General features: G+C 74.8%; 13 protein-coding genes. 7 read left to right on the top strand and 6 right to left on the bottom strand.

Annotated elements, in window-relative coordinates:
* Positions 1-64 precede the first annotated feature (64 nt).
* Both ACIP4O_RS23315 and ACIP4O_RS23310 read right to left on the bottom strand, forming a co-directional pair.
* Complete coding sequence (locus ACIP4O_RS23315; protein WP_401577153.1) at positions 65-823, bottom strand: alpha/beta fold hydrolase; 759 nt, start codon at positions 821-823, stop codon at positions 65-67.
* Complete coding sequence (locus ACIP4O_RS23310) at positions 820-1959, bottom strand: cupin domain-containing protein (protein WP_401577151.1); 1140 nt, start codon at positions 1957-1959, stop codon at positions 820-822. The genes ACIP4O_RS23315 and ACIP4O_RS23310 overlap by 4 nt, the downstream gene beginning before the upstream one ends.
* 250 nt (positions 1960-2209) lie before the next feature.
* Between ACIP4O_RS23310 and ACIP4O_RS23305 the strand changes: the two genes are divergently transcribed.
* Positions 2210-3208, top strand: a complete 999-nt coding sequence (locus ACIP4O_RS23305; protein ID WP_361321017.1) for a LacI family DNA-binding transcriptional regulator — start codon at positions 2210-2212, stop codon at positions 3206-3208.
* 66 nt (positions 3209-3274) lie between these two features.
* Here ACIP4O_RS23305 and hisD read toward each other — a convergent pair whose 3' ends face one another.
* The 3 genes from hisD to ACIP4O_RS23290 all read right to left on the bottom strand — a co-directional run bounded on the left by hisD (position 3275) and on the right by ACIP4O_RS23290 (position 6585).
* Positions 3275-4636 (bottom strand): histidinol dehydrogenase, encoded by a 1362-nt coding sequence (gene hisD, locus ACIP4O_RS23300; RefSeq protein ID WP_401577149.1) that lies wholly within the window; start codon positions 4634-4636, stop codon positions 3275-3277.
* 116 nt (positions 4637-4752) lie between these two features.
* On the bottom strand, positions 4753-5664 hold the full coding sequence (locus ACIP4O_RS23295) for a LysR family transcriptional regulator (protein ID WP_401577147.1): 912 nt from the start codon (positions 5662-5664) through the stop codon (positions 4753-4755).
* Between the two features lie 321 nt (positions 5665-5985).
* The gene (locus ACIP4O_RS23290; RefSeq protein ID WP_401577145.1) at positions 5986-6585 is read right to left on the bottom strand and encodes a YdeI family protein; all 600 of its coding nucleotides are present in this window, start codon (positions 6583-6585) and stop codon (positions 5986-5988) included.
* A gap of 226 nt (positions 6586-6811) precedes the next feature.
* Between ACIP4O_RS23290 and ACIP4O_RS23285 the strand changes: the two genes are divergently transcribed.
* Genes ACIP4O_RS23285 through ACIP4O_RS23275 form a run of 3 tightly spaced genes read left to right on the top strand, consistent with a single transcriptional unit; the run spans position 6812 to position 15224 of the window.
* Positions 6812-7249, top strand: a complete 438-nt coding sequence (locus tag ACIP4O_RS23285) for a group II truncated hemoglobin (protein WP_361321007.1) — start codon at positions 6812-6814, stop codon at positions 7247-7249.
* A gap of 39 nt (positions 7250-7288) precedes the next feature.
* Positions 7289-14422 (top strand): amino acid adenylation domain-containing protein, encoded by a 7134-nt coding sequence (locus ACIP4O_RS23280; RefSeq protein WP_401577144.1) that lies wholly within the window; start codon positions 7289-7291, stop codon positions 14420-14422.
* 43 nt (positions 14423-14465) lie between these two features.
* Positions 14466-15224, top strand: a complete 759-nt coding sequence (locus tag ACIP4O_RS23275; protein ID WP_401577142.1) for a thioesterase II family protein — start codon at positions 14466-14468, stop codon at positions 15222-15224.
* Positions 15225-15230: 6 nt separating this feature from the next.
* Here ACIP4O_RS23275 and ACIP4O_RS23270 read toward each other — a convergent pair whose 3' ends face one another.
* The gene (locus ACIP4O_RS23270) at positions 15231-15971 is read right to left on the bottom strand and encodes a 4'-phosphopantetheinyl transferase family protein (RefSeq protein WP_401577140.1); all 741 of its coding nucleotides are present in this window, start codon (positions 15969-15971) and stop codon (positions 15231-15233) included.
* A gap of 174 nt (positions 15972-16145) precedes the next feature.
* Here ACIP4O_RS23270 and ACIP4O_RS23265 point away from each other — a divergent pair, with 174 nt between their 5' ends.
* From ACIP4O_RS23265 to fabD, 3 genes are read left to right on the top strand one after another with little or no spacing between them, the layout of a single operon-like run.
* The gene (locus ACIP4O_RS23265; RefSeq protein WP_361320999.1) at positions 16146-17378 is read left to right on the top strand and encodes a hydroxymethylglutaryl-CoA synthase; all 1233 of its coding nucleotides are present in this window, start codon (positions 16146-16148) and stop codon (positions 17376-17378) included.
* Between the two features lie 7 nt (positions 17379-17385).
* Positions 17386-18174, top strand: coding sequence for an enoyl-CoA hydratase-related protein (locus ACIP4O_RS23260; RefSeq protein ID WP_401577138.1), 789 nt, complete (start codon positions 17386-17388; stop codon positions 18172-18174).
* A gap of 47 nt (positions 18175-18221) precedes the next feature.
* Positions 18222-20534: an ACP S-malonyltransferase gene (gene fabD / locus ACIP4O_RS23255; protein ID WP_401577136.1), complete on the top strand. Its 2313-nt coding sequence runs from the start codon at positions 18222-18224 to the stop codon at positions 20532-20534.
* Positions 20535-20614: the final 80 nt, after the last annotated feature.

The raw sequence follows: 20614 nt of genomic DNA, 5'->3' as shown, positions 1-20614 counted from the left end.
GGCGCGGCGGCCGGGCAGTGGGGGTACGGGGACGGCGCGCGGCGTCTGCGGGACGGTGCGCGGTTCAGGCGGTGGGCGGCGCGGCTGAGATGGGGACCGGCGCGGCGCCGAGGCGGGCGAGCAGGTCCCGCAACGCGGCGGAGACGGCCTCGGGCCGCTCCCAGGGCAAGAGGTGCCCGGCCCCGGGCAGCGCCCTGCGTTCCGCGTTCGGCAGGGCCTGAGCGATGGCCCGGTGGAACTCCGGCGGGCACAGCGCGTCGCGCGTGCCGTGCAGGACGACGCCGGGGCAGTGCGCGCCGCGCAGCGCCGCGAAGGCGTCCGTCCGCGTGGCCTGCGCGGCGAGCTGGGCGCGCGCCGTGTCCGGGCCCACCGCCCGCGCCATCGCACGGTAGCGACCGGCCGCTTCGGGGCCCGGCCCGGGCGTCGCGAACATCCCCGGCAGGGTCTGCTCGACGACCTCGCCGAAGCGGCCGTCCGCGATCAGCGCGTCCATGGCCCGCCAGGACGCGTACTGCTCGGCGCGGGGCGCGCCCGCGTTCGTCGCCATGACGCACAGTCCGGCGATCCGCCCGGGGGCGCGGCGCAAGGCCTCGAAGCCGACGATGGCGCCGAGGCTGAGCCCCACGAGGACGAAGCGGCCCGGCACCGCGCCGAGCAGGTCCTCGGCGAGCGCGCCGAGATCCGGCTTCGTCAGCGCGAGGTGGTGCACGGCGTGGCCCTCGGGGAAGTCCACCCCGCTCCACAGGCTCTCGTCGCACAGCATCCCGGGGACCACCACCAGCGGCAGCGGACCGGGTGCCTGCTCCCGGGCGGCGGCGCTCACCAGCGGCGCGCGGAGCGGGGGAGCAGGGCGTACGGGGCGACGTAGCCGTTGTGGTCGACGCCGAGGCCCGCGTCGGCCGCGGCCTTGCTGACCTCCTCGTCCCACTCCAGGCGGACGCGGCCGTCACCGGAGTTGACGACCAGGAGGTCGCCGCGCGTGTCGCCGACGTTGCGCAGCGAGCGCCAGGCGTCCCGCGGCACGGAGAGCATGTCGCGCGGGCCGAGGCGCACCGTGACCGGGTCGGTCCGGTTGAGCGTGATCTCCCACGCGCCGTCCTTGACGATCAGCGTCTGCGTCTCGTGCTGGCGGTGGGTGGAGAGGCCCTGGCCGGGCTCGGCGCGCATCCAGGCGAGGTTGTGGCCGTGCGGGTTGAAGACGCGCGGTTCCTGGTGCGGGTCCTCGGTCATCCCGTAGCCGATGACCAGGCTCAGCCGCACGCCGCCGCCCGGCAGCGTGCTGTCGAGGAACGGGTGGTCCGACCACACCAGTTCCTCGGCGGAGGCGATGCGGCGCCTCATCTCCTCGGGGGTGTAGTGGCGGAGCCGGTCGATGTGCTCCTGGCTCATCGGCTGGTTCAGCTCGACGCCCTCGGGGACCTCGTCGCCCGCCACGGTGTCGATGAGCTGGTTGTCGGCGGTCAGGTAGAGGCCATGGCCCTCCGCCTCGCGCAGGACCGAGGGGCCCCAGATGATGCCGCCGGTGTGGTCCATGCCGAGCACGGTGAACAGCCAGCCGTCGTCCGGGCCGGTGTTGGTGAAGCCCCGGAAGATCCACGTCGGGATGGACGCGATGTCCCCCGCCTTGAGCAGGAGTTCGCCCTCGTCGCCGTCGGCGCCCCAGCGCAGCAGGTACTCGCCCTCGGTGCACACGAACACCTCGGCGGTGTAGTGCAGGTGGAGGTTGTTGGTGATGCCGTGCGGCATGGCGGCGGCGCCGATGTTGTAGCCGTGCGGCAGTCGCAGGTTGACGTGCTGGTCCGCCGACTGGGAGACGCCCGGCCCGATCATGGCGTAGTTCTCTTTGCGGTCCGAGCCGGGCGTCCGGCAGTCGATGAACGCCTGGTTGCAGGAGACGAAGTCGCTGCGGCGGACCGTGCGGCGCCCCAGCTCCTCGGTGGACACGACGACGTCGGGCATGACCTCTCCCTTGTTGTTGGAATACGTATGCATTTCTATGACAGGCCCTGGGACCGGCGATGTCAAGGGTGCGTGGGGGACCGGTTTTTGACGTATGCCATCCGCAAGCCGGTGTCCGCCGCTTCGGCCCGCGGGCCCCCCGCTCCGCTGCCGGGGGAGGGGGCGTGTACGTATAGTGAGAGAACTACATACGTATGGTGGGGGTAGCAGTCGAGGCCGGTGCGGCACGCCGGCGGGGAGCGGAGAGCCGATGGCGATCACGAGTCACGACGTGGCGAGGCTGGCGGGAGTGTCGCAGCCCACCGTCTCCCGGGCGCTGCGCGACGACCCGCGGGTGTCGGCGGCGACCCGCGAGAAGGTGCGACGCGCGGCGGCGGCGCTCAGCTACGTACCGAGCGAGGCCGGACGCACCCTGTCCACCCGCTCCACGCGCCGGATCGGGGTCCTCGTCACCGACCTCACCAACCCCTTCTACCCGCACGTCGTGGCCCCTCTGCACGACGAACTCCAGCACCTCGGCTACCGGATGATGCTCATCACGGAACGCTCCGACGAGGCCGTCGCCGAGGAGAGCCTGCTCGACCAGTCCCTGGACGGCGCGGTCCTCGCCACCGCGACCACCGACTCGCGGCTCCCCGCCCAGCTCGACCGCCGGGGCATCCCGTACGTCTTCCTCAACCGGGACACCGGCGGCCGGGGCGAGTACGCCTCCGTCGTCGACAACGAGGGCGGCGGCCGCCTGGTCGCCGAGAAGCTCGTCGGCCTCGGACACCGCAGGATCGCCGGCGTCTTCGGCGCCGCCAACACGACGACCGGTCGCGAACGCGAGCTGGGCTTCCGGCTGGCCCTGGCGGAGGCCGGGATCGGCCTCCAGGAGGACCGCGTGGCGCGCGGCGCCTTCGAGTACGAGACCGGTTACGAGGCGCTGCCCTTCCTCCTGGAGGCGGCGCGCGCGCCCACGGCGGTCTTCTGCGGCAACGACGTGGTGGCCATCGGCGTCCTGAACGCCGCACTGGCCGCCGGGCTGCGCGTGCCCGAGGACCTGAGCGTCATCGGCTTCGACGACCTCCCGATGGCCGCCTGGGAGGTCTTCCGGCTGACCACGGTCCGCCACGACCTCGCCGAACTCTCCCGCCAGGCGGCCCGCCTGCTCGTCCGCCGGATCACGGGCGAGGCCGACCCGGCGGGGGAACGACTCGTGCTCCCCACCGAGTTCGTCCCCCGTGCCACCCACGCCCGCCCCTCCTGACCGGCCCGTACGGCCGGGACGGTGCCGCGGTGGCGCCGACGGCCAGGGGGACGCGGCGGCGGACGCTCACAGCTGCGCGCGCAGCGCCTCCGGGATGCCGTCGAAGGCGCCCGAGTCGCGGCCGACCCGGTCGATGCGCACGGTCGCGGTGGCCCCGTGCGCGGCGAGCCCCTCGAAGGCGGAGATGCGCTCGACGGCGGGCGCGAGCGAGGCCGTGCCCTCCTCGGCCGCCCGCTGGTACGTGAGCGGCTTGAGGAAGCGCGAGACCGACAGGCCCGCGTTGTAGCGCGCGGTCTTCCCCGTCGGCAGCACGTGGTTGGTGCCCGCGATGCCCTTGTCGGAGTAGGCGACCGTGGACCAGGGGCCGATGAAGAGCGAACCGTAGTTGGAGAGGTTCTCCAGGTAGTGGTCGTCGTCCTCGGTCTGGATCTCCAGGTGCTCCGGGCCCAGCACGTCGCACACCGCGACGGCCTCGTCGCGGTCGCGCACCACGATGACCGAACCGAAGTCCCGCCAGGCGGGCCCGGCGATGTCGCGCGTGGCCAGGGTCTCCAGCTGCCGGTCCATCTCGGCGACGACCGCGCGGCCCAGCGCCTCGGAAGTCGTGACGAGGGCGGCGGGGGAGTTGGGGCCGTGCTCCGCCTGGCCGAGCAGGTCCGCGGCGACCCACACCGGGTCGGCGGTGTCGTCGGCGAGGACGGCGACCTCGGAGGGGCCGGCCAGCAGGTCGATGCCGACCTGCCCGAACAGTTGCCGCTTCGCCTCCGTCACGAAGGCGTTGCCCGCGCCGACCAGCATGTCCACCGGCGCCTCGCCGAGCAGGCCGAAGGCCATCGCGCCGAGGGCCTGGACCCCGCCGACGGCGAAGACGCGGTCGGCCTTGGAGAGGTAGGCGCCGTAGAGGACGGCCGGGTGGGCGCCGTGCTCACCGGAGGGCGGGGTGCACGCCACCACGGTCGGCACACCGGCCGTCTTGGCGACGTTGACCGTCATGAACGCGCTGGCAAGGAGCGGGAAGCGGCCCGCGGGGAGGTAGGCGCCGACCCGGGAGACCGGGACGTAGCGCTGACCGCCGCGCACACCGGGCGCGAGTTCGATCTCGAAGTCGGTCAGGTGCTCGCGCTGCGCCGAGGCGAAGCGGTGCGTGCGCTCGTAGCCCATTTCCAGGGCGGTACGGACATCGGCGGGCAGCGCGTCCCCGGACTTCTTCAGCTCGGTGGCGCCGATCTCCAGTTCGCCGGACCACCCGTCCAGCTCCTGGGCGTACGCCCGTACCGCGTCCAGGCCCTTCTTCTCGATCTCCTTCAGCATCTGCGAGACCCGCTCGACCACCTTGGGGTCGCGCTGGGCGGGAGGACCGTCGACGGCTGGCTTCTTCAGCCACTGGAGGGGAGGGAGCATCTGTGCTTCGTCGTGCGTGATCTGCATATCCGGGACGGTAGACCGCGCTCCCCCACAGGACCAGAGGGGCAACTCCTGCACGAGATGCAGGGTTTTCCTGTGGGAGAGCGCGCTTCACCGTGCGGCACTCCGGGGGGCGGGGGTCAGTCGAGCAGACCCGCGCTGATCTCCCGGATCGTGTCCTCCGCGAGCCGCGCCAGCTCCCGTGTCGCGCGCGACAACGGCCGGCCCCGGCGCCTGACCAGCGCGATCGTGTCGTACAGCGGCTCCGCGAACGGCGCCGTGAAGAGGCCCGGAGGGAAGGAGGGGCTGGAGATCACCGCGCGGCTCGCGATCGTGTCCCCGATCCCGGCCGCCGCCAGCTTCAGCGCCGCTTCGACGTGCTCCAGCTCGATGAGCGGATCGATCCGCACCCCCGCGAGCTGCGCCCGCTCGGCGAGCTGCCGCCGCGTGGGGTCCTTCCAGCCGTAGTGCGCGTCGTACAGGACGAGCGGGGCGCGCGCGAACTCCTCGATACCGACCGGCACCCGGGTGCGCTCCTCGCTCGCGCTGACGTAGAACACCTGGTCCCGCATGAGCGGCGAAACGGCCAGCCCCTCCTGGTCGACGGGCAGGATCACCAGCCCCGCCTCGATCTCACCGGCCGCCACCGCGTACGCGGTCTCCGCCGAGTTCTGCCCCACGAGCCGCACCCGCACCCCCGGATACCGCGCGTGGAACATCTGCACCAGGTTGGCCAGCAGGTAGTAGTCCGCGTTGCGCAGCACCCCGAACGTGGCCGTACCACCGCCCAGCGAACCGAGCGAACGCACCGCGCGCGCCCCGCCGTCGGCCGCCTCCACCGCCTCCTGGGCGTACGACAGCAACTCCTGCCCCGCCGAGGTGAGCGTGAGCGTCCGGCTCCCACGCACGAACAACTCCGCGTCCAGCTCCGTCTCCAGGCGGCGCACCAGCTCGGACGCGCTGGCCTGGGCGATGTCCATGACCCGCGCGGCGGCCGTGAACGAGCCCAGCCGTTCCGCCTCGACGAAGGCCCGCAACTGGTTGAGCGTCACACCCCACCACCCGCGCGTCCCACGACCCCGGCGCCACAGCCCGCCGGGCGGCAATCGATCCCGTACATCCCCGCACCCTAGGCACCCGCCCCCGCGAGCCCATCACCCACCACCGGCGCACGGCACTCCGGCCGCTGCGGGGCGACGCACCTTCGGGTGGTGCGGCGACCAGGGCGGACGCCGCTTCGGCTTCGGTGACGGTGGCGGGAGGGCGGGCCGTCCCGGTTCGGCGAGGACCCGTTCGGCGTGGAGCCGTTCAGCGTGGACTCGTTCGGCGAGCGCGGGCAGCGCTTCGCGCGGAAGTAGCGGTGCCCGGGCCGCTCAGTACAGCTTCTTGCCCTCCGTCAGCATGGCGACGAACTTCTCGATGCGGGCCGCCCGGGTCTCCGCCTTCTTGGCGTCCTCGACCCGGTGCAGGATCGCGTACCGGTTGCGGCTGTCCAGGCCGGCGAAGAAGTCACGCGCCGCCACGGGCGCGGCGTCCAGCGCGGCCTGAAGGTCGTCGGGCACCGTCGCCTTGCTCTGCGCCGCGTACGCCGCCTCCCAGCGGCCGTCCTTCTTCGCCTTGTCCACCTCGCGCTGCCCGGCGGGCCGCATCCGGCCCGCCTCGACGAGCGCGGTGGCCTTCTCGCGGTTCACCTTCGACCACTTGCCGCCCGGTCGCCGGGGTGTGAAGCGCTGCAACCAGTACCGCTCGTCCTGCTTCTTCTTCTGCCCGTCGATCCAGCCATAGCACAGGGCGGACTCCAGCGCCTGGGCGTAGCCGACGCCCTCGGCCGCCGAGTCGTTCTTGGGAATCCGGAACCAGATGCCCGGAGCGTCCTCGTGGTTCTCCTCCAGCCACTCCTCCCACTCCTCCTGCGTGGCGAACGACAGGACCGGCTCCGGCGACTTCCCTGTTCCCTCGGACATGGACGCCATGAAATCCCACCCCCTCAGGCCGGTCAACCACCCCGTCCCCGACGGAGCGTCAGCCGTTCCCGGGCGACGAAGACGAGGAAGGCGGTGGAGGCGGTGGAGGCGCGGCGAAGGCGGTGGCCCGGTCGTCCGAGCCGTGCGCGAAGCCGTGCACAAAGTTGAGCAGCCCGTCGCGAGTCTCCGGGCGTACCGTCTCGGCCGGTCGAGCGGCACACCGGAGGGCGGACGCATGACGACGATGTACGAGCACGTCGGTGGGGAGAAGCCGCTGCGGCGGCTGGCGGAGCACTTCCACCACCTGGTGCTGGAGGACCCGCTGCTGGGCGACATGTTCCGTGCGGGATCGCCGTACCACGCCGACCGTCTGACGGCCTTCCTCACCGAGATGCTCGGCGGTCCCGCCCGCTTCACGGACGAACTCGGCGGCTTCATCGCGCTGCTGAGGGCCCATACCAGGCTGCGCATCACGCCGGAGCAGCGCGACCGTTTCGTCGCCCTGATGCTCCGGGCGGCGGACGAGGTCGGGCTGCCCGACGACGACCGCTTCCGCACGGCGTTCACCCGCAACGTCGAGAAGGCCGCCGGCTTCACCACCACGGCCTCGCAGGAGGACGACCACCCCATGCTCCAGCCGCCGTACCCGGTGCTGGGCCGTTGGCAGTGGTGAACCGGCACAGCTGAGACCGCACCGAGACGAGGGGGAGCGTTGAAGCCCGCCGAGACCGTCCCCGTGTCACCCGCGGAGGTGACCGCCGACCCCACCTGCGCACGGCTGCTCGGCATCCTCGAGCCACTGGTCACCCGGACCGGGCCACTGGATCCGGACACCGACCTGGCCGACGCCGGCCTCACCTCGCTTCCCGCCGTACGCCTCATGCTGGAGATCGAGAGCGAGTTCGGCACCGAAGTGCCGCTCGCCCTGCTCCTGGAGTGCCGCACCCCGCGCGACCTCGCCCACCGGATCGACCACGCGGACGGCGAGGAGGGCGACGGCGCCGCCGGGACCCTGGACGTGGTCGCCGCGCCCGCGTCCCGCCACGAACCCGTCCCGGCGACCCCCATGCAGGAGGCGTACGTCGTCGGCAGGTACCCGGAACTGGACCCGGACGCCTTCGGCTGTCACCACTACCACGAGTTCTCGCTCGACGGCCTGGACACCGGCCGGGTGGCCCGCGCCTGGCGACGGCTCGTCGAGCACTTCGACGCCCTCCGGCTGACCGGGGTCGGACGCGGTCAGCGCGTCCAGGAGCGCGTGCGGGTGCCCGAACCCGTCATCCACGAGGCGGCGGACGCGGACGCGCTGGAGACCGAGGCGGGCGCCGTGCGCCGCCGGCTGTCCCACCACCGCTACCCGCCGGGCCACTGGCCGCCGTTCCAGGTCGAGATCTGCCGGGAGCCGGCCGGACGCTCCGTGGTCCATCTCAGCCTCGACGGCACGGTCACCGACGCGCACGGCACCCAACTGCTGCTGCACCACTGGTGGCAGCTCTGTGCCGACGAGCGACACCAGTTGCCCGAGGTGCCGTTCAGCCTCCGCGACACCCTGGACGCGCTCGCCCGGAACCGCGATTCCGCCGCCCACAGGTCCGCCGTCTCCCAGGCCGCCGGACGGCTGGAGGGCCTGCCGGGCGGACCGCCCGTACTGCTCGCCCGACCGCCGGAGCCGCCGCCCGGCCTCGACGGCCACCGGCGCACCCCGCGCCGGGGCCGGCTCACCCCGGCCCAATGGGCGGGCCTGCGCGCGCGGGCCGCCGAACTGCGCGTCTCTCCCACCTCGCTCGTGCTGACCGCCTTCACCGAAGCGCTCACGCCCGCCGGCTCGGACGAGGCGTTCACCCTCGTCCTCACCACCACCGACCGCCCCAGGCTGCCGCCCGCCGCCGAAGGACTCGTCGGGCCCTACACCTCCGGATGCCTGCTCCCCGTCGAGGCGCACACCCCCGCGCTCGCGCCGGACGACGCCGCCCGCGCCGTCCACCAGCGCGTGTGGGAGGCGCTGTCGCACGCGCACGCCGGCAGCGTCGAGATACTGCGCGAACTGCGCGCCCGCGGCAGCGGCACGCCCGCCCTGCCCGTGGTCTTCACCAGCTTGCTCGACCTCGGCTTCGACGGTGCCGGGCAGGGCAGCATGAGCGACCACGAGCGGTACGTCGTCGGCCAGACCTCCGGCGTCGCCCTCGACCACCAGATGCGGGAGCGCGAGGACGGCCTGGACTTCCGCTGGGACGTCGCTGACGCTCTCTTCCCGCCCGGCGCGGCCGACGCCCTGTTCGGCCGCTTCTGCCGGTTGCTGCACGGAGTGTGCGAACCCGCGCCCGACACCGCCGTGCCCGCCCGGGAACTCCAGCAGTCGTACCTGGTGACCCGGCTCGACGGCCCGGCGGACCGGGGCTGCCAGTACCACCAGAGCTTCCACATGGACGACCTGGACCTCGAACGGCTGCGCGAGAGCTGGCGGGAACTCGTCACCGCGCACGAGGCACTGCGCCTGCGCACCGGCGCCGACGGCACCCTCGGCGTGCTGTCCTCGGCCCCCGACCCCCGGATTCCGGTCCTGGACGTCCCCGAGGGCGTGGACGCCGACGCGGTGGACCGCGCCGTACGCGCCGACATGACGCATCAGCCGTTCGGACTCGGGCGCGGCGCGCACACCGACCTGCGCGTGGTCCGGGCACCGGGCCGCCCCGCCACCGTGCACCTGGCCGTCGACCTCCTCGTCGGTGACGCCCGCAGCATCGTGCTGCTCGCCCGCGACCTGCTGCGCCGGTACGCCGACCCCGGCGCCGCCGCGCCCGCCCCGACCCGGCTGCCCCGCGCACCCCGGCCGGTGACCGAGGGGGCGCGCGCGTATTGGCGGGACCGGCTCGCGGGGCTGCCCGCCGGGCCGCCGCTGCGCGAGGCGCGGGGAGCGTCGCGTCCCCGGCGCAGGGAACGCCTCCTCACCGAGCGCGGGGCACTGCTGGCATGGGCGGACCGCCACGGGGTGAGCCTGGACGCCACCTTGCTCGCCGTCTACTGTCTCGCCCTCGGCGCCGTCCAGGACGAGCCGTTCGCGCTGGCCGTGGTCTGCTTCACGGGCCCGGACACGCGGCGCCCCGCCGAGCAGAGCGAACTGACCTGGGTCCGCTCACCGGCACCGGGCACCGCCCCGGCCGCCCTCGCCCGCGACTACCACCGGCAGCTCGCCGCCGACCTGGAGCACGGCGCCGGCGCGGGTCTCGGTGCGATGCGCTCGCTCGTCGTGCGGCGCCGCAGGGAGGGGGACTTCGAGCTGCCCGTGGTCTTCACGACCGTGCTCGACGTCTCGTCCCGGCCCCTGCCCGCCGGTGTGCGCCCCGGCCCCGCCGGTACCGCCACCACGGACGTCGCGCTCGACTGCGTGACCGTCGACGACGGGGAGACGCTGCACCTGGCGTGGGACGCGCTGGACGAGCGGTTCGAGGACGGAGTGCTCGACCGGGCGTTCGAGCGCTACGCAGACCTGCTCACCACGCTGGCGGGGGAGACCGGCAAGGAGCCGGGCGCTGATCCGGCGGAGGGCTCAGCCCGAGCGGCGGCCCCCGTCCAGGCGTCGGCTCCCGCTCAAGTGGCTTCCCCTGCCCAAGCGTTGGACCCTGCCCAGGCGTTGGACCCCGCCCGTGCCACGGGCTCGGTGCCGGTGGAGGGCGAGGGCCACCGCCTCCAGCGCACCGCCAACGAAACCGCGCGCCCCTACCCGGCCGAGGGCCCCGTCCACCTGCTCTTCGAACAGCAGGCGCGCAGCCGCCCCGACGCCGTCGCACTGCGCTGGCGCGAGGGCGTCATGACCTACGGCGAACTGAACCGCCGGGCCAACCTGGTCGCGCACCGGCTGCGTCGCTCCGGCGTCGCCGAGGGCAGCTCCGTGGGCATCTCCGTACGGCGCGGCCCGGCGATGGCCGTGTCCGTGTTCGCCGTGCTGAAGGCGGGCGGCGCCTATGTGCCCGTGGACCCCTCGCTGCCCCGCGCCCGCGCCCACGGCGTGCTCGAGGACACCGGCACGGCACACCTGCTGGTGTCGGAGGGCGGCCCCGGCTGGCAGCCGCCGGACGGCGTGGACGTCCTCGACCTGGACGCGCCCGGGACCACCGGCCCGGAGCTGCCCGATCCGGGGAACCCCGAGCCCGTGGGCGGCCCGGACTCGGTCGCCTACCGACTGCTCACCTCCGGCAGCACCGGGCGCCCCAAGTGCGTGGTGGTCGCGCACCGCTCCCTGCACAACCTCTTCGACTGGTGCCGGCGCACCTTCGCCTTCGGCCCGGACGACACCGGCCTGTGCGTCACCTCTCTCGGCTTCGACCTGTCCGTGTTCGACATCCTCGGACTGCTCGGCTACGGCGCGGGCCTCTACATCGCCGACGAGGCCGAGCAGCGCGACCCGGACCTCCTCGTCGAGGCGCTGCTGCGCGAGCCGGTCACCTTCTGGAACTCCGCGCCCACCACCCTCGCCCGGCTCGCGCCGCTCCTGCGGGAGCACCGGGGCCGTCCCGGCACCGGCACCCTGCGCCTGGTCTTCCTCAGCGGCGACTGGATTCCGCTGTCCCTGCCCGAGGAGGTGCGCGAGGTGTTCGGCGCGGCCCGGGTGATCGGCCTCGGCGGCGCCACCGAGGCCACCGTGTGGTCGAACTGGTACCCCGTCGGCGCCGTCGACCCCGAGTGGCGCAGCATCCCGTACGGCAGGCCCATCGACAACGCCCGCTACTACGTGCTGGACGAGCGCCTGGAGCCCTGCCCGGCCGGTGAGGAGGGCGATCTCTACATCGCGGGCGACTGCCTCAGCCTCGGCTACCACGGACAGCCCGCGCTGACGCGGGAGCGGTTCGTGCCCGAGCCCTTCGCGGGCGGACCGCACTCCCGCATGTACGCCACCGGGGACCGGGCGGCCTACCGCGAGGACGGCGTCCTGGTCTTCCTGGGCCGACGCGACCACCAGGTGAAGATCCGGGGCTTCCGGGTCGAACTCGGTGAGATCGAGCACCGGTTGCGCGCGCACCCCGCCGTGCGCGAGGCGGTCGTCGTCGCCCGGCCGGACGGCGGCGGGGACCGGCGCCTGGTCGCCTACCTGCTCGCCCACCCCGGCACCGCCCGGCCCTCCGTGCCCGAACTGCGCGCGCACGCCGCCCAGACGCTGCCCGACTACATGGTCCCGAACTTCGCGGCGTTCCTGCCGTCCTTCCCCGCGACGGCGAACGGCAAGCTGGACCGGGACGCCCTGCCCTGGCCCCTGCCCGGACCCGGGGAACCGAAGGCCGCGACACCACCTGGCGAACCGGACGACTCGGCGCCCGGAACGGCGGGGCCGGGGACGGCGGTGCCCGGAACGGCGGGGCCCGAGGCACCACACGCCCCGGCCTCCGCGCCCGCCGCGGCGAACACCGCGCCGCCCGCCGCGGGCGCCGCCTTCCCGCCCGCCGCCGAACTGGCCGAGGAGATCGGCTCGTTGCTGGCCGAGCTGATCGGCGTCCCCGCACTGGACCCGACGCTCGACCTGTGGGACCAGGGCACCACCTCCTTCACACTGGCCCAGCTCTCCACCGCGCTGCGCGCCCGCTACGGCCGCCGCATCCCCGTCTCGGCCCTGCTGGCGGAGCCGACCGTCGCCGGGATGGCCCGCCACCTGGCGGGCGACGCCGAGCGGCCGGAAGCCGGAGCGGCGACCGGGGCGGAGCCCGTCCAGGAGGGGCCGCGAACGCCGCCCGAGAGCGTGGAGTTCTTCTCCGCCGAGGACCGCGACCGCTTCAAGTCGGGTGCCTGGCACCTGCGGCGGCGCTCCACGGACGAACCGCTCCTGCGGCTCGACGGCCCGCGACCCCCCGTCGGGCGATACCTGGAACGCGCCACTCACCGCGAGTTCGCCGACGCCCCGCTCGCGCACGACGGCTTCCTCCGCTTCCTGGCCGCCTTGCGCTCCCGGCCGGACGGCGATGGCCCGAGCCGCCTGTACGCGTCCGCCGGGAACACCTACGCCGTACAGACCTACCTGCACATCAAGCCGGGTGCCGTCGAGGGCGTACCGGGCGGCCTCTACTACCACCGGCCCGACGACCACGCCCTGCAACGCGTCACCGCGGAGCCCGGGCTCGACCGCACCATCCACTTCGCCTACAACCGTCCCGTCTACGACCGGGCGGGTTTCGAGGTCTACCTCGTCTCCGAGCCGCGCGGCATCGAGCCGTTGTACGGCGAGGAGTCGGCGCTCTACCTGGCCGTCGAGGCCGGCTACATCGGGCAGTTGCTGATGAGCTGCCAGCAGGAGAGCGGTGTCGGCCTGTGCGCCGTGGGAAGCCTCAGCTTCGACCGCGTCCGCGACGCCCTGCGGCTGCACCCCGGCCAGCGACTGCTGCACGCTTTCCTCGCCGGACCGCTCCCCGACGAGTCCCCGGCGAACCACCGGACGGCGCAGGACGGGACGGCCCACGACGGGACGGCCCACGACGGGACGGCGCAGGACGGGACGACGTACGACGGGACGACACACGACCGGGCGGCGCGGGCACCTCGAACCGCCGCCGGGGCGGCACCGGCCGCGCCGCCGGTCGCGGCGGACATGGCGGTCATCGGCGCGGCCGGGCGCTATCCCGGCGCGAACGGCCTCGCGGAGTTCTGGGACAACCTGCGCTCCGGGCGCCGCGTCCTCGGCCCGCTGCCCCCCGGCCGGCTGAGCGCCCTCGCCGGTGACTGGCCGGAACCGGCGGGGCGATGGCCGCACGGCGGCTACCTGCACGGCGACGACGGATTCGACGGCCGGCTGTTCCGGATCTCGCCCCAGGAGGCCCAGGACCTGGACCCGCAACTACGGCTACTGCTGCCGGTGGTCTGGCAGTGCCTGGAGGACGCCGGGCACACGCCGGCCGGCCTCACCCGGGGCGGCGAGCGCGTCGGGGTGTTCACGGCGACCATGTGGCACGACCACCGCCAGGCGGGCGAGGCCCGCTGGCGGGCGGGCGCACCGGCCCGCCAGGCGGGCGCGGCCTCGGACCTCCCGGCCCGCATCGCGCACTGCCTCGGCTTCGAGGGACCCGCCGTCGCCGTCGACACCGCCTGTTCCTCCTCGCTGACCGCCCTGCACCTGGCCGTGACCAGCCTGCGCCAGGGGGAGTGCGACGCGGCGGTGGTCGCGGGCGTCAACGTCGTCGCCCACCCCTACCACCTGGCGCTGCTCAGGGACTTGGGACTCGCGGTCGAGCGGCCCTCGGCCGGTGCCTTCGGCGACGAGGACGGCGGCTGGTCGCCCGGCGAGGGAGCCGGCGCCCTGCTGCTGCGCCCGCTGCGGGAGGCACGGGCACACCGCGACGTGCTGCACGCCGTCGTCGAGGCGACCGGCACCGGGGCGGCCGGGCGGCCGGGACCCTTCGGGATGCCCGCCGCCGGCCCCCTCGCCCGCTCCCTCAGCCGTATGCTGCGCCGGCACGGACTCACGGGCGCCGACATCGGCTACGCCGAGTGCGCGGCCTCGGGCGCCCTGCTGGCCGACGCCGCCGAACTGGACGCCCTGCTCACCGCCCTGCGCCCGCCCGGCACCACCGGGGGCCTCCTCGTCGGCACCGTGAAACCGCACATCGGCCACCTGGAGGCGGCCTCCGGGCTCTCCCAGCTCACCAAGGTGCTGCTGCAACTGCGGGAGCGCACGCTGGCCCCGACCGCCGTGGCACCCCGGCGCTCCCCCCTGCCCGACTGGCCCCGGCTCACCGTCGCCGACACCGCCCGGCCCTGGACGCCCGCCACGCCGGGCGCGCCGCTGCGCGCCCTCGTCAACGCCGTCTCCGCGACCGGCGCGTACGGCCATGCCGTGCTCCGCTCCGCGGACGGCCCCGAGCGGTGACCGGGCCCGCCCGACCCGGACCCGACCCGACGGAAGGACAGCGGTGACCGGTACCTGGCTCAAGAGCGGCGACGCCACCACCCCCGCACCCCTGCGACTGTTCTGCTTCGCCCACGCCGGGGGAGGGGGCGGCTTCTTCCGGCCCTGGCGGGAACCGCTGCTGCCGCAGATCGAGGTCTGCCCCGTCGTCCTGCCCGGCCGCGAGACCCGCGTGGCGGAACCCGCCCACCGCTCCATGGAGGAGCTGCTCGATCCGCTCTGCGCCGGACTCGCCCCGTATCTCGACCGGCCCTACGCGCTGTTCGGCCACAGCACCGGCGCGGCCATCGCCTACGAGGTCGCCCGCCGTTTCCAGGACGACCCGGCGCGCGCCCCGCGCCGGCTGCTGGTCTCCGGACGGCGCGCCCCGCACCTCGCGGCACGGCGACCGCCGTTCGCGAAGCTCCCCGACGACGACTTCCTCCGCGTCGTCGCCGAACTGGGCGGCACGCCCGAGGAGGTGCTGCGCCAGCGCGACCTCATGCGGATGTTCCTGCCCGCGCTGCGCGCCGACTTCCACCTCAACGAGAACTACCGGCCGCTGCCCGGCCCCCGCCTGCGCTGCCCGCTGTCCGGGTTCACCGGCGACCGGGACCCGGAGGTCACCCCGGTCGAACTCGGACTGTGGCGGACCACCAGCGACGGCCCGTTCCGGATGCGGGTGTACGACGGCGACCACTTCTACCTCGCCGGGCTCCCCGAGCCGCTGCGCTCGGACCTGCTCCAGGACCTCGGCCAGGACCTCCGCGAGACGGTGTCCTGAGCCCGGTCACGGCGCGCCGGGATGCCGGACCACCGTCACGTCCGGTCCGTGGCCCCGCCGCAGCGCCACCGCGACGAGATGCCGGTCCCCCAGCGGCCACTGGGCGAACTGCCACAGCAGGCCGTCGTCGTCGGCAGCGGTGAGCCGGGGCCCGCCGGACGCGTCCGGCGAGACGGCGTAGGAGTCCGGGGGCAGCAGGAAGCCGAGGCCGCGCGCCTTGCCGTACGCCTCCTTCAGCGTCCAGTGGCGCAGGAACACCCCGCCGCGCTCGGCGGGCGGCGCGGCCCGCACCCGCGCGGCCTCCCGAGGGTGGAACATCGCGCGCGCCACCCGCAGCGGGTCCACCGAGCGGCCGGTGGTCTCCACGTCGACGCCGCAGTCCAGTTCGGGACAGACCAGGCAGACGGCCCGGCCCGGGGCGTGGGCGACGCTGAAGCGCAGCCGGGGCACGGTGGGCGGTCCGGCGAGCTCGGGGCGGCCGTGCGGCCCCGTCGTGAAACGCCACACCGCCGGAGGCACTTCGGGAACGCAGCGGCTGAGCGCGGTCCGCAGCAGGGTGCGGGCGGCGAGGTGGAGGCGGCGGTCGGCCTCGCGGCGGAAGGCGGCGGAGCGCCGACGTTCCTCCGCCGAGAGCAGGGCGGCGTCACCGTAGCCGTCCGGGGCGGCGGACCAGACGCGCGCGAGGGGAGCGCCGGTCACCGCGTGGTGCAGGGGGAGGCGGGACGGTGGCGGCGGTCCCTCGCGCACGGCGGCCTCCTCGCTGGCGGTGCGGTGGCGCCGGTCCTTCCGGCGGCGAGGGCCGATCCTGCGGCCCGGCAAACGGCCCCGCCGTGCAAAAGTGAGCAGATCCGCGACGCCCCCGGCGGTTACAACCAGGAGAGCCGGGGCCCGGTGGCGGGCCCCCGAGCGCGGGAGCGACCCATGGCCGTAGGCGTCGAGGCGATCAACGCCTACGTGGCACGCGCCTGTTTCGACGTGGCGGAGCTCTTCCGGGGCCGGGGCCTGGACATGTCCCGGTTCGACAACCTCATGATGCGCCGCAAGTCGGTCAACCTGCCCTGCGAGGACGCGGTCACCAACGCCGTCAACGCGGCGAAACCCGTCCTCGACCGGCTCACCGCCGAGGAGCGCGACGCCATCGAACTCCTCGTCGTCGGCACCGAGTCGGGCCTCGACCTCGGCAAGCCCCTCTCCACGTACATCCACCACCACCTCGGCCTCAGCCCCCGCTGCCGCTCCTTCGAGGTCAAACACGCCTGCTACGGCGGCACGGCCGCCCTCCAGACCGCGGCCGGCATCATCGGGGCCTCTCCCGTGGAGCACGCGAAGGCGCTGGTGATCGCGGCCGACGCGCCGAGCGCGGCGGCGCGCGGCACCTACTGGGAGCCCTCGGAGGGCGCGGGCGCCGTCGCCCTCCTCGTCAGCCGCGACCCGCGCGTGCTGGAGATCGATCCCGGCGCCAGCGGCCTGCACACCTTCGAGGTGATGGACACCCTGCGGCCCCGCCCCGACCTCGACTACGTGGACTCCGACGTCTCCCTGCTGTCGTACATGACCTGCCTGGAGCGCAGCTTCGCCGCCTACCGCGAACGGGTCGCCGGCGCCGATGTGGTGAGCAGCTTCGAACACCTCGTCCTGCACACGCCGTTCGCCGGTATGGTCAAGGGCGCGCACCGCAAACTGCTGCGCGGCCAGAAGGGATGGCGTCCGGCCCAGGCGGCCGAGGACTTCGAGCGCCGCGTCGCGCCCACCCTGCGCTACGGCTCCCTCGTCGGCAATCTCTTCTCCGCCTCGCTCTACCTCGCCCTGTGCTCCCTCCTCGACCACGGTGACCCCCGAACCCCCTGCCGGATCGGGCTGTTCTCCTACGGCTCCGGGTGCGGCTCCGAGTTCTTCAGCGGGGTCCTCGGCGAGGAGGCCGCGCCCGCGGTCCGCCGGATGGGGATCGGTGCCGCGCTCGACGCCCGGCGGGCGCTGACGATGGCGGAGTACGACGCCGTCACCGAACTCGGCGGCGACCGCGCCTTCGGCGTCCGGGACCTCGACGTGGACACCAAGCCCTACGCGGACCTGTACGGCGCGCTGTTCGAGGGGGCCGGGCTGCTGACGCTCGACCGCATAGAGAACTTCCACCGCCTCTACTCCTGGAGCTGACCGACCGATGAGCCACGGCACCGTCCGGGTCCGGTACCAGGACCCCACCGTCCTGCGGATCACCCTGAGCCGGCCCGAACGCGGCAACACCATCGGCTCCGCGCTGATCGCGGACCTGCACGAGGCCCTGGACGCCGCCGAGGAGTCCCGTTCCTGCCGGCTGGTCGTGCTCGACGCGCCGGGAGGGGTGTTCTGCAACGGGATGGACATGGCCGAGGCGGCGGGCGGCATCGGACGGGGGGCCGCCCGAGGGGCGGAAGCGGCGGACCCCGACGGGGCCGCGTTCTTCGGGTTGCTGCGGCGCCTCACCGAGGTACCGAGGCTGGTCCTCGCCTGCGTGGACGGGCGGGTGTCCGGCGGCGGGGTGGGACTCGCCGCCGCCTGCGACCTCGTCCACACCACCGAACGCGGCGTGTTCAGTCTCCCCGAGGCCCTGTGGGGGCTGCTGCCGTGCAGCGTGCTCCCCTTCCTGGTCCGCCGCACCGGCCACCGCACCGCCGCCACCATGACCCTCACCACCCTGCCGCTCACCGCACGGGAGGCGGCGGACCGGGGACTCGCCGACGAGATCTCACCCGACCCCGAGCCCTTGACCCGCCGGCTGCTGTCCCGGCTCGCCAAGATCGACGCCCGGATGATCGGGGAGGCCAAGGGCTACCTGTCCGCCCTGCACCCCGTCACCGCCGAGACCGAACGCCGCGCGCTCGACGAGTTCGGCCGGCTCGCCTCGGCGCGCGGGGTCCACGAGGGCATGGCCCGGTTCGCCGCCGAAGGGCGCTACCCGTGGGAGCGGTGAGCGCCGGGCCCGCGCCCCGCCCGACGCGGCAGGCGGGGGGGCCGCCGATGACAGTCGTATGGGCCTTCCCCGGCCAGGGCTCCCAGCGCAAGGACATGGGGGCCGGCCTCTTCGACCGCCACCCCGCGACGCTCGCGCGCGCGGACGCCGTACTGGGCCGCTCGGTACGCGAACTCTGCGCCGATCAAGCCGCGTTGCGCGACACCCGGGTACTCCAGCCCGTCCTCTACACCATCGGCGCGCTGGCCTACCTCGACCGCGCCGCCCGCGAACCGCAGCCCCACTGCATGATCGGGCACAGCCTCGGCGAGTACACCGCCCTCTACGCCTCCGGTGCCCTCGACTTCGAGACCGGGCTGCGTCTCGTCGTGGCCCGCGCCGAGATCATGGGCCGGGCGAGCGGCGGCGCGATGCTCGCGGTCGTCGGACTCGGCGTCGAACGGCTGCGGGAGGTGATGCGTCGCGAAGGCGCGGACGACATCGACGTGGCCAACCACAACTCGCCCCGCCAGACCGTCCTCTCGGGCCCCGAGGACTCCGTGCGCGCCCTCGCGCCCGTGCTCCGCCGGGAGGGCGCGGGCAAGTGCGTGCTGCTGCACATCAGCGTCGCCGCCCACTCCCGCTACATGGCCGCGGCCGCCGCCGAACTCGGCGCCGTCCTCGACACCGTCACCTTCCACGAGCCCCGCGTCCCCGTCCTCTCCAACGTCACCGCCCGCCCCCACCGGGCGGACCGCATCGCCCTGCGGCTGCGCGAGCACATGTGCCAGGGGGTGCGGTGGTGGGACAGCCTGGCCCATCTCGTCGGACAAGGCGTCACGGAGCTGGTCGAGCTGGGCCCCGGGAGCGTACTCACCAAGCTGTGGGCGACCGCCCGCGCCGAACTCCCGGGCCCGCCCGCGACCCCGGACACCCGCGACGTCCCGGCCCGGCCCGCCACCCACCCCGCCGACGAGGCGGCCCCGGCGGCGCGGGACCGCCAGGACACCGCGCCCCGGCCGGCGACCGGCGCGCCCGCGGAGCCGGGCGGGGACGGCGCTACGGAGCCCCCGACGCGCCCGGCGACGGCCCGGAGCGGGCGCCGCCGCCTCCCGGTGACCCGGGAACGGCTCGGCGCGGCCCGGTTCCGGGAGCGGTACGCGACCGACTCCGCCTGGGTCGTGTCCGGGACCGGCGACGGGGCGGCGGGCGACGAGGTCTGCCGGGCCGCCCGCGCCGCCGGGCTCATGGCCTTCACCGACCCGGCACCCGGCACCCCGGCCCCCGCGTCCCTCGGTGAGGCGGCCCGCGGCGGCTGGGGGAGCGGACTGCGCCCCGGGCCGGACGCGGACGCACAGGTCACCGCGCTGCTCGCCCACGACGTGCGGCACGTCGAGGCCGACCACCCGCACGGGCCCGACGCGGCACTCGTCCGCTTCCGCTTCACCGGCGCCCACCGCGGCCCGGCCGGTACCCCCGTCGCCGTCCGGCACGTCCTCGCCCGCGTCACCGGACCGGGGCAGGCCGCCGCCTTCCTGCGCCCGCCCGCCCCCTCGCTGCTCGCCGGACTCGTCCACACCGGGGCGCTGACAGAGGACGAGGCCGAGGCCGCCCGCGCACTGCCCGTCGCCTCCGACCTCGCCGTCCAGGACCCGGGCGGCTGGCACGAGGACGCCGCCGACGCCTACCAGTTGCTCCCCTCCGTCGCCGCGCTCGCCGCCCGCTGCCCCGGCACGGAGCCCGTGCACGTGGGCCTGTGCGGAGTCGTCGGCACCCCGGAGCAGGCCGCCACCGCCTTCGCGCTCGGCGCCGCCTTCCTCGTGTCCACCTCGCTCACCGCCTGCACCCCCGAGGCCCGGCTCGCCACCTCCCTCAAGGACACCCTCGCGCGGGCCGGCGAGGACGACGTCACCTGGGCGCCCACCGAACGGCACGCGAGCCTCGGCGTCCCCGGGCGGGTCGTGCGCCGGGGCACGCTGTTCCCCGCCCGGTCCGGCCTGCTGCACCGGCTGCTGTGCGCACACCGCTACTTCGCCGACGTCCCCGCGCCCCGGCGCCGGCACATCGAGGAACAACTCCTGGGCAGACCGGCCCCGCCGCCACCGGACTCGCGGGCCGACGACCGCCCGCTCACGGCCGACGTCTTCCGCTGGTACGTACGGGAGACCGCGCGCCGCACCCCGGCGGGCGAGCCGCTGCGGCCCCTGGACCACCAACTCCGCTGCGACCCGGAAGTGACCCGCTTCAACCGGGCGGTGTCCGGTACCGCCCTGGCCGCCTGGACCGCCCGCACCCCGGGCGCCCTCGCAACGCACCTTCTGACGAACGCCGCGGAACTGCTGACCGCGAGGGCCCCGGTACCCGCCGACGAGCGCCCATGAATCAGCGGACACACCAAGTACTCGCCGGAACGGTCCACGACGGACAGCGGCGCGCCGCCCCCGGGATGCCGCGGGTCAGG

This window comes from Streptomyces sp. NPDC088923 (assembly GCF_044749745.1).
GTDB lineage: Bacteria > Actinomycetota > Actinomycetes > Streptomycetales > Streptomycetaceae > Streptomyces.
This window is presented reverse-complemented; position numbering and strand designations above follow the sequence as displayed.

Coding starts and splice junctions, on each gene's coding strand:
- ACIP4O_RS23265 (WP_361320999.1), top strand. CDS start 16,146: ATGGCCGTAGGCGTCGAGGCGATCAACGCCTACGTGGCACGCGCCTGT.
- ACIP4O_RS23305 (WP_361321017.1), top strand. CDS start 2,210: ATGGCGATCACGAGTCACGACGTGGCGAGGCTGGCGGGAGTGTCGCAG.
- ACIP4O_RS23310 (WP_401577151.1), bottom strand. CDS start 1,959: ATGCCCGACGTCGTCGTGTCCACCGAGGAGCTGGGGCGCCGCACGGTC.
- ACIP4O_RS23285 (WP_361321007.1), top strand. CDS start 6,812: ATGACGACGATGTACGAGCACGTCGGTGGGGAGAAGCCGCTGCGGCGG.
- ACIP4O_RS23260 (WP_401577138.1), top strand. CDS start 17,386: ATGAGCCACGGCACCGTCCGGGTCCGGTACCAGGACCCCACCGTCCTG.
- hisD (WP_401577149.1), bottom strand. CDS start 4,636: ATGCAGATCACGCACGACGAAGCACAGATGCTCCCTCCCCTCCAGTGG.
- fabD (WP_401577136.1), top strand. CDS start 18,222: ATGACAGTCGTATGGGCCTTCCCCGGCCAGGGCTCCCAGCGCAAGGAC.
- ACIP4O_RS23290 (WP_401577145.1), bottom strand. CDS start 6,585: ATGGCGTCCATGTCCGAGGGAACAGGGAAGTCGCCGGAGCCGGTCCTG.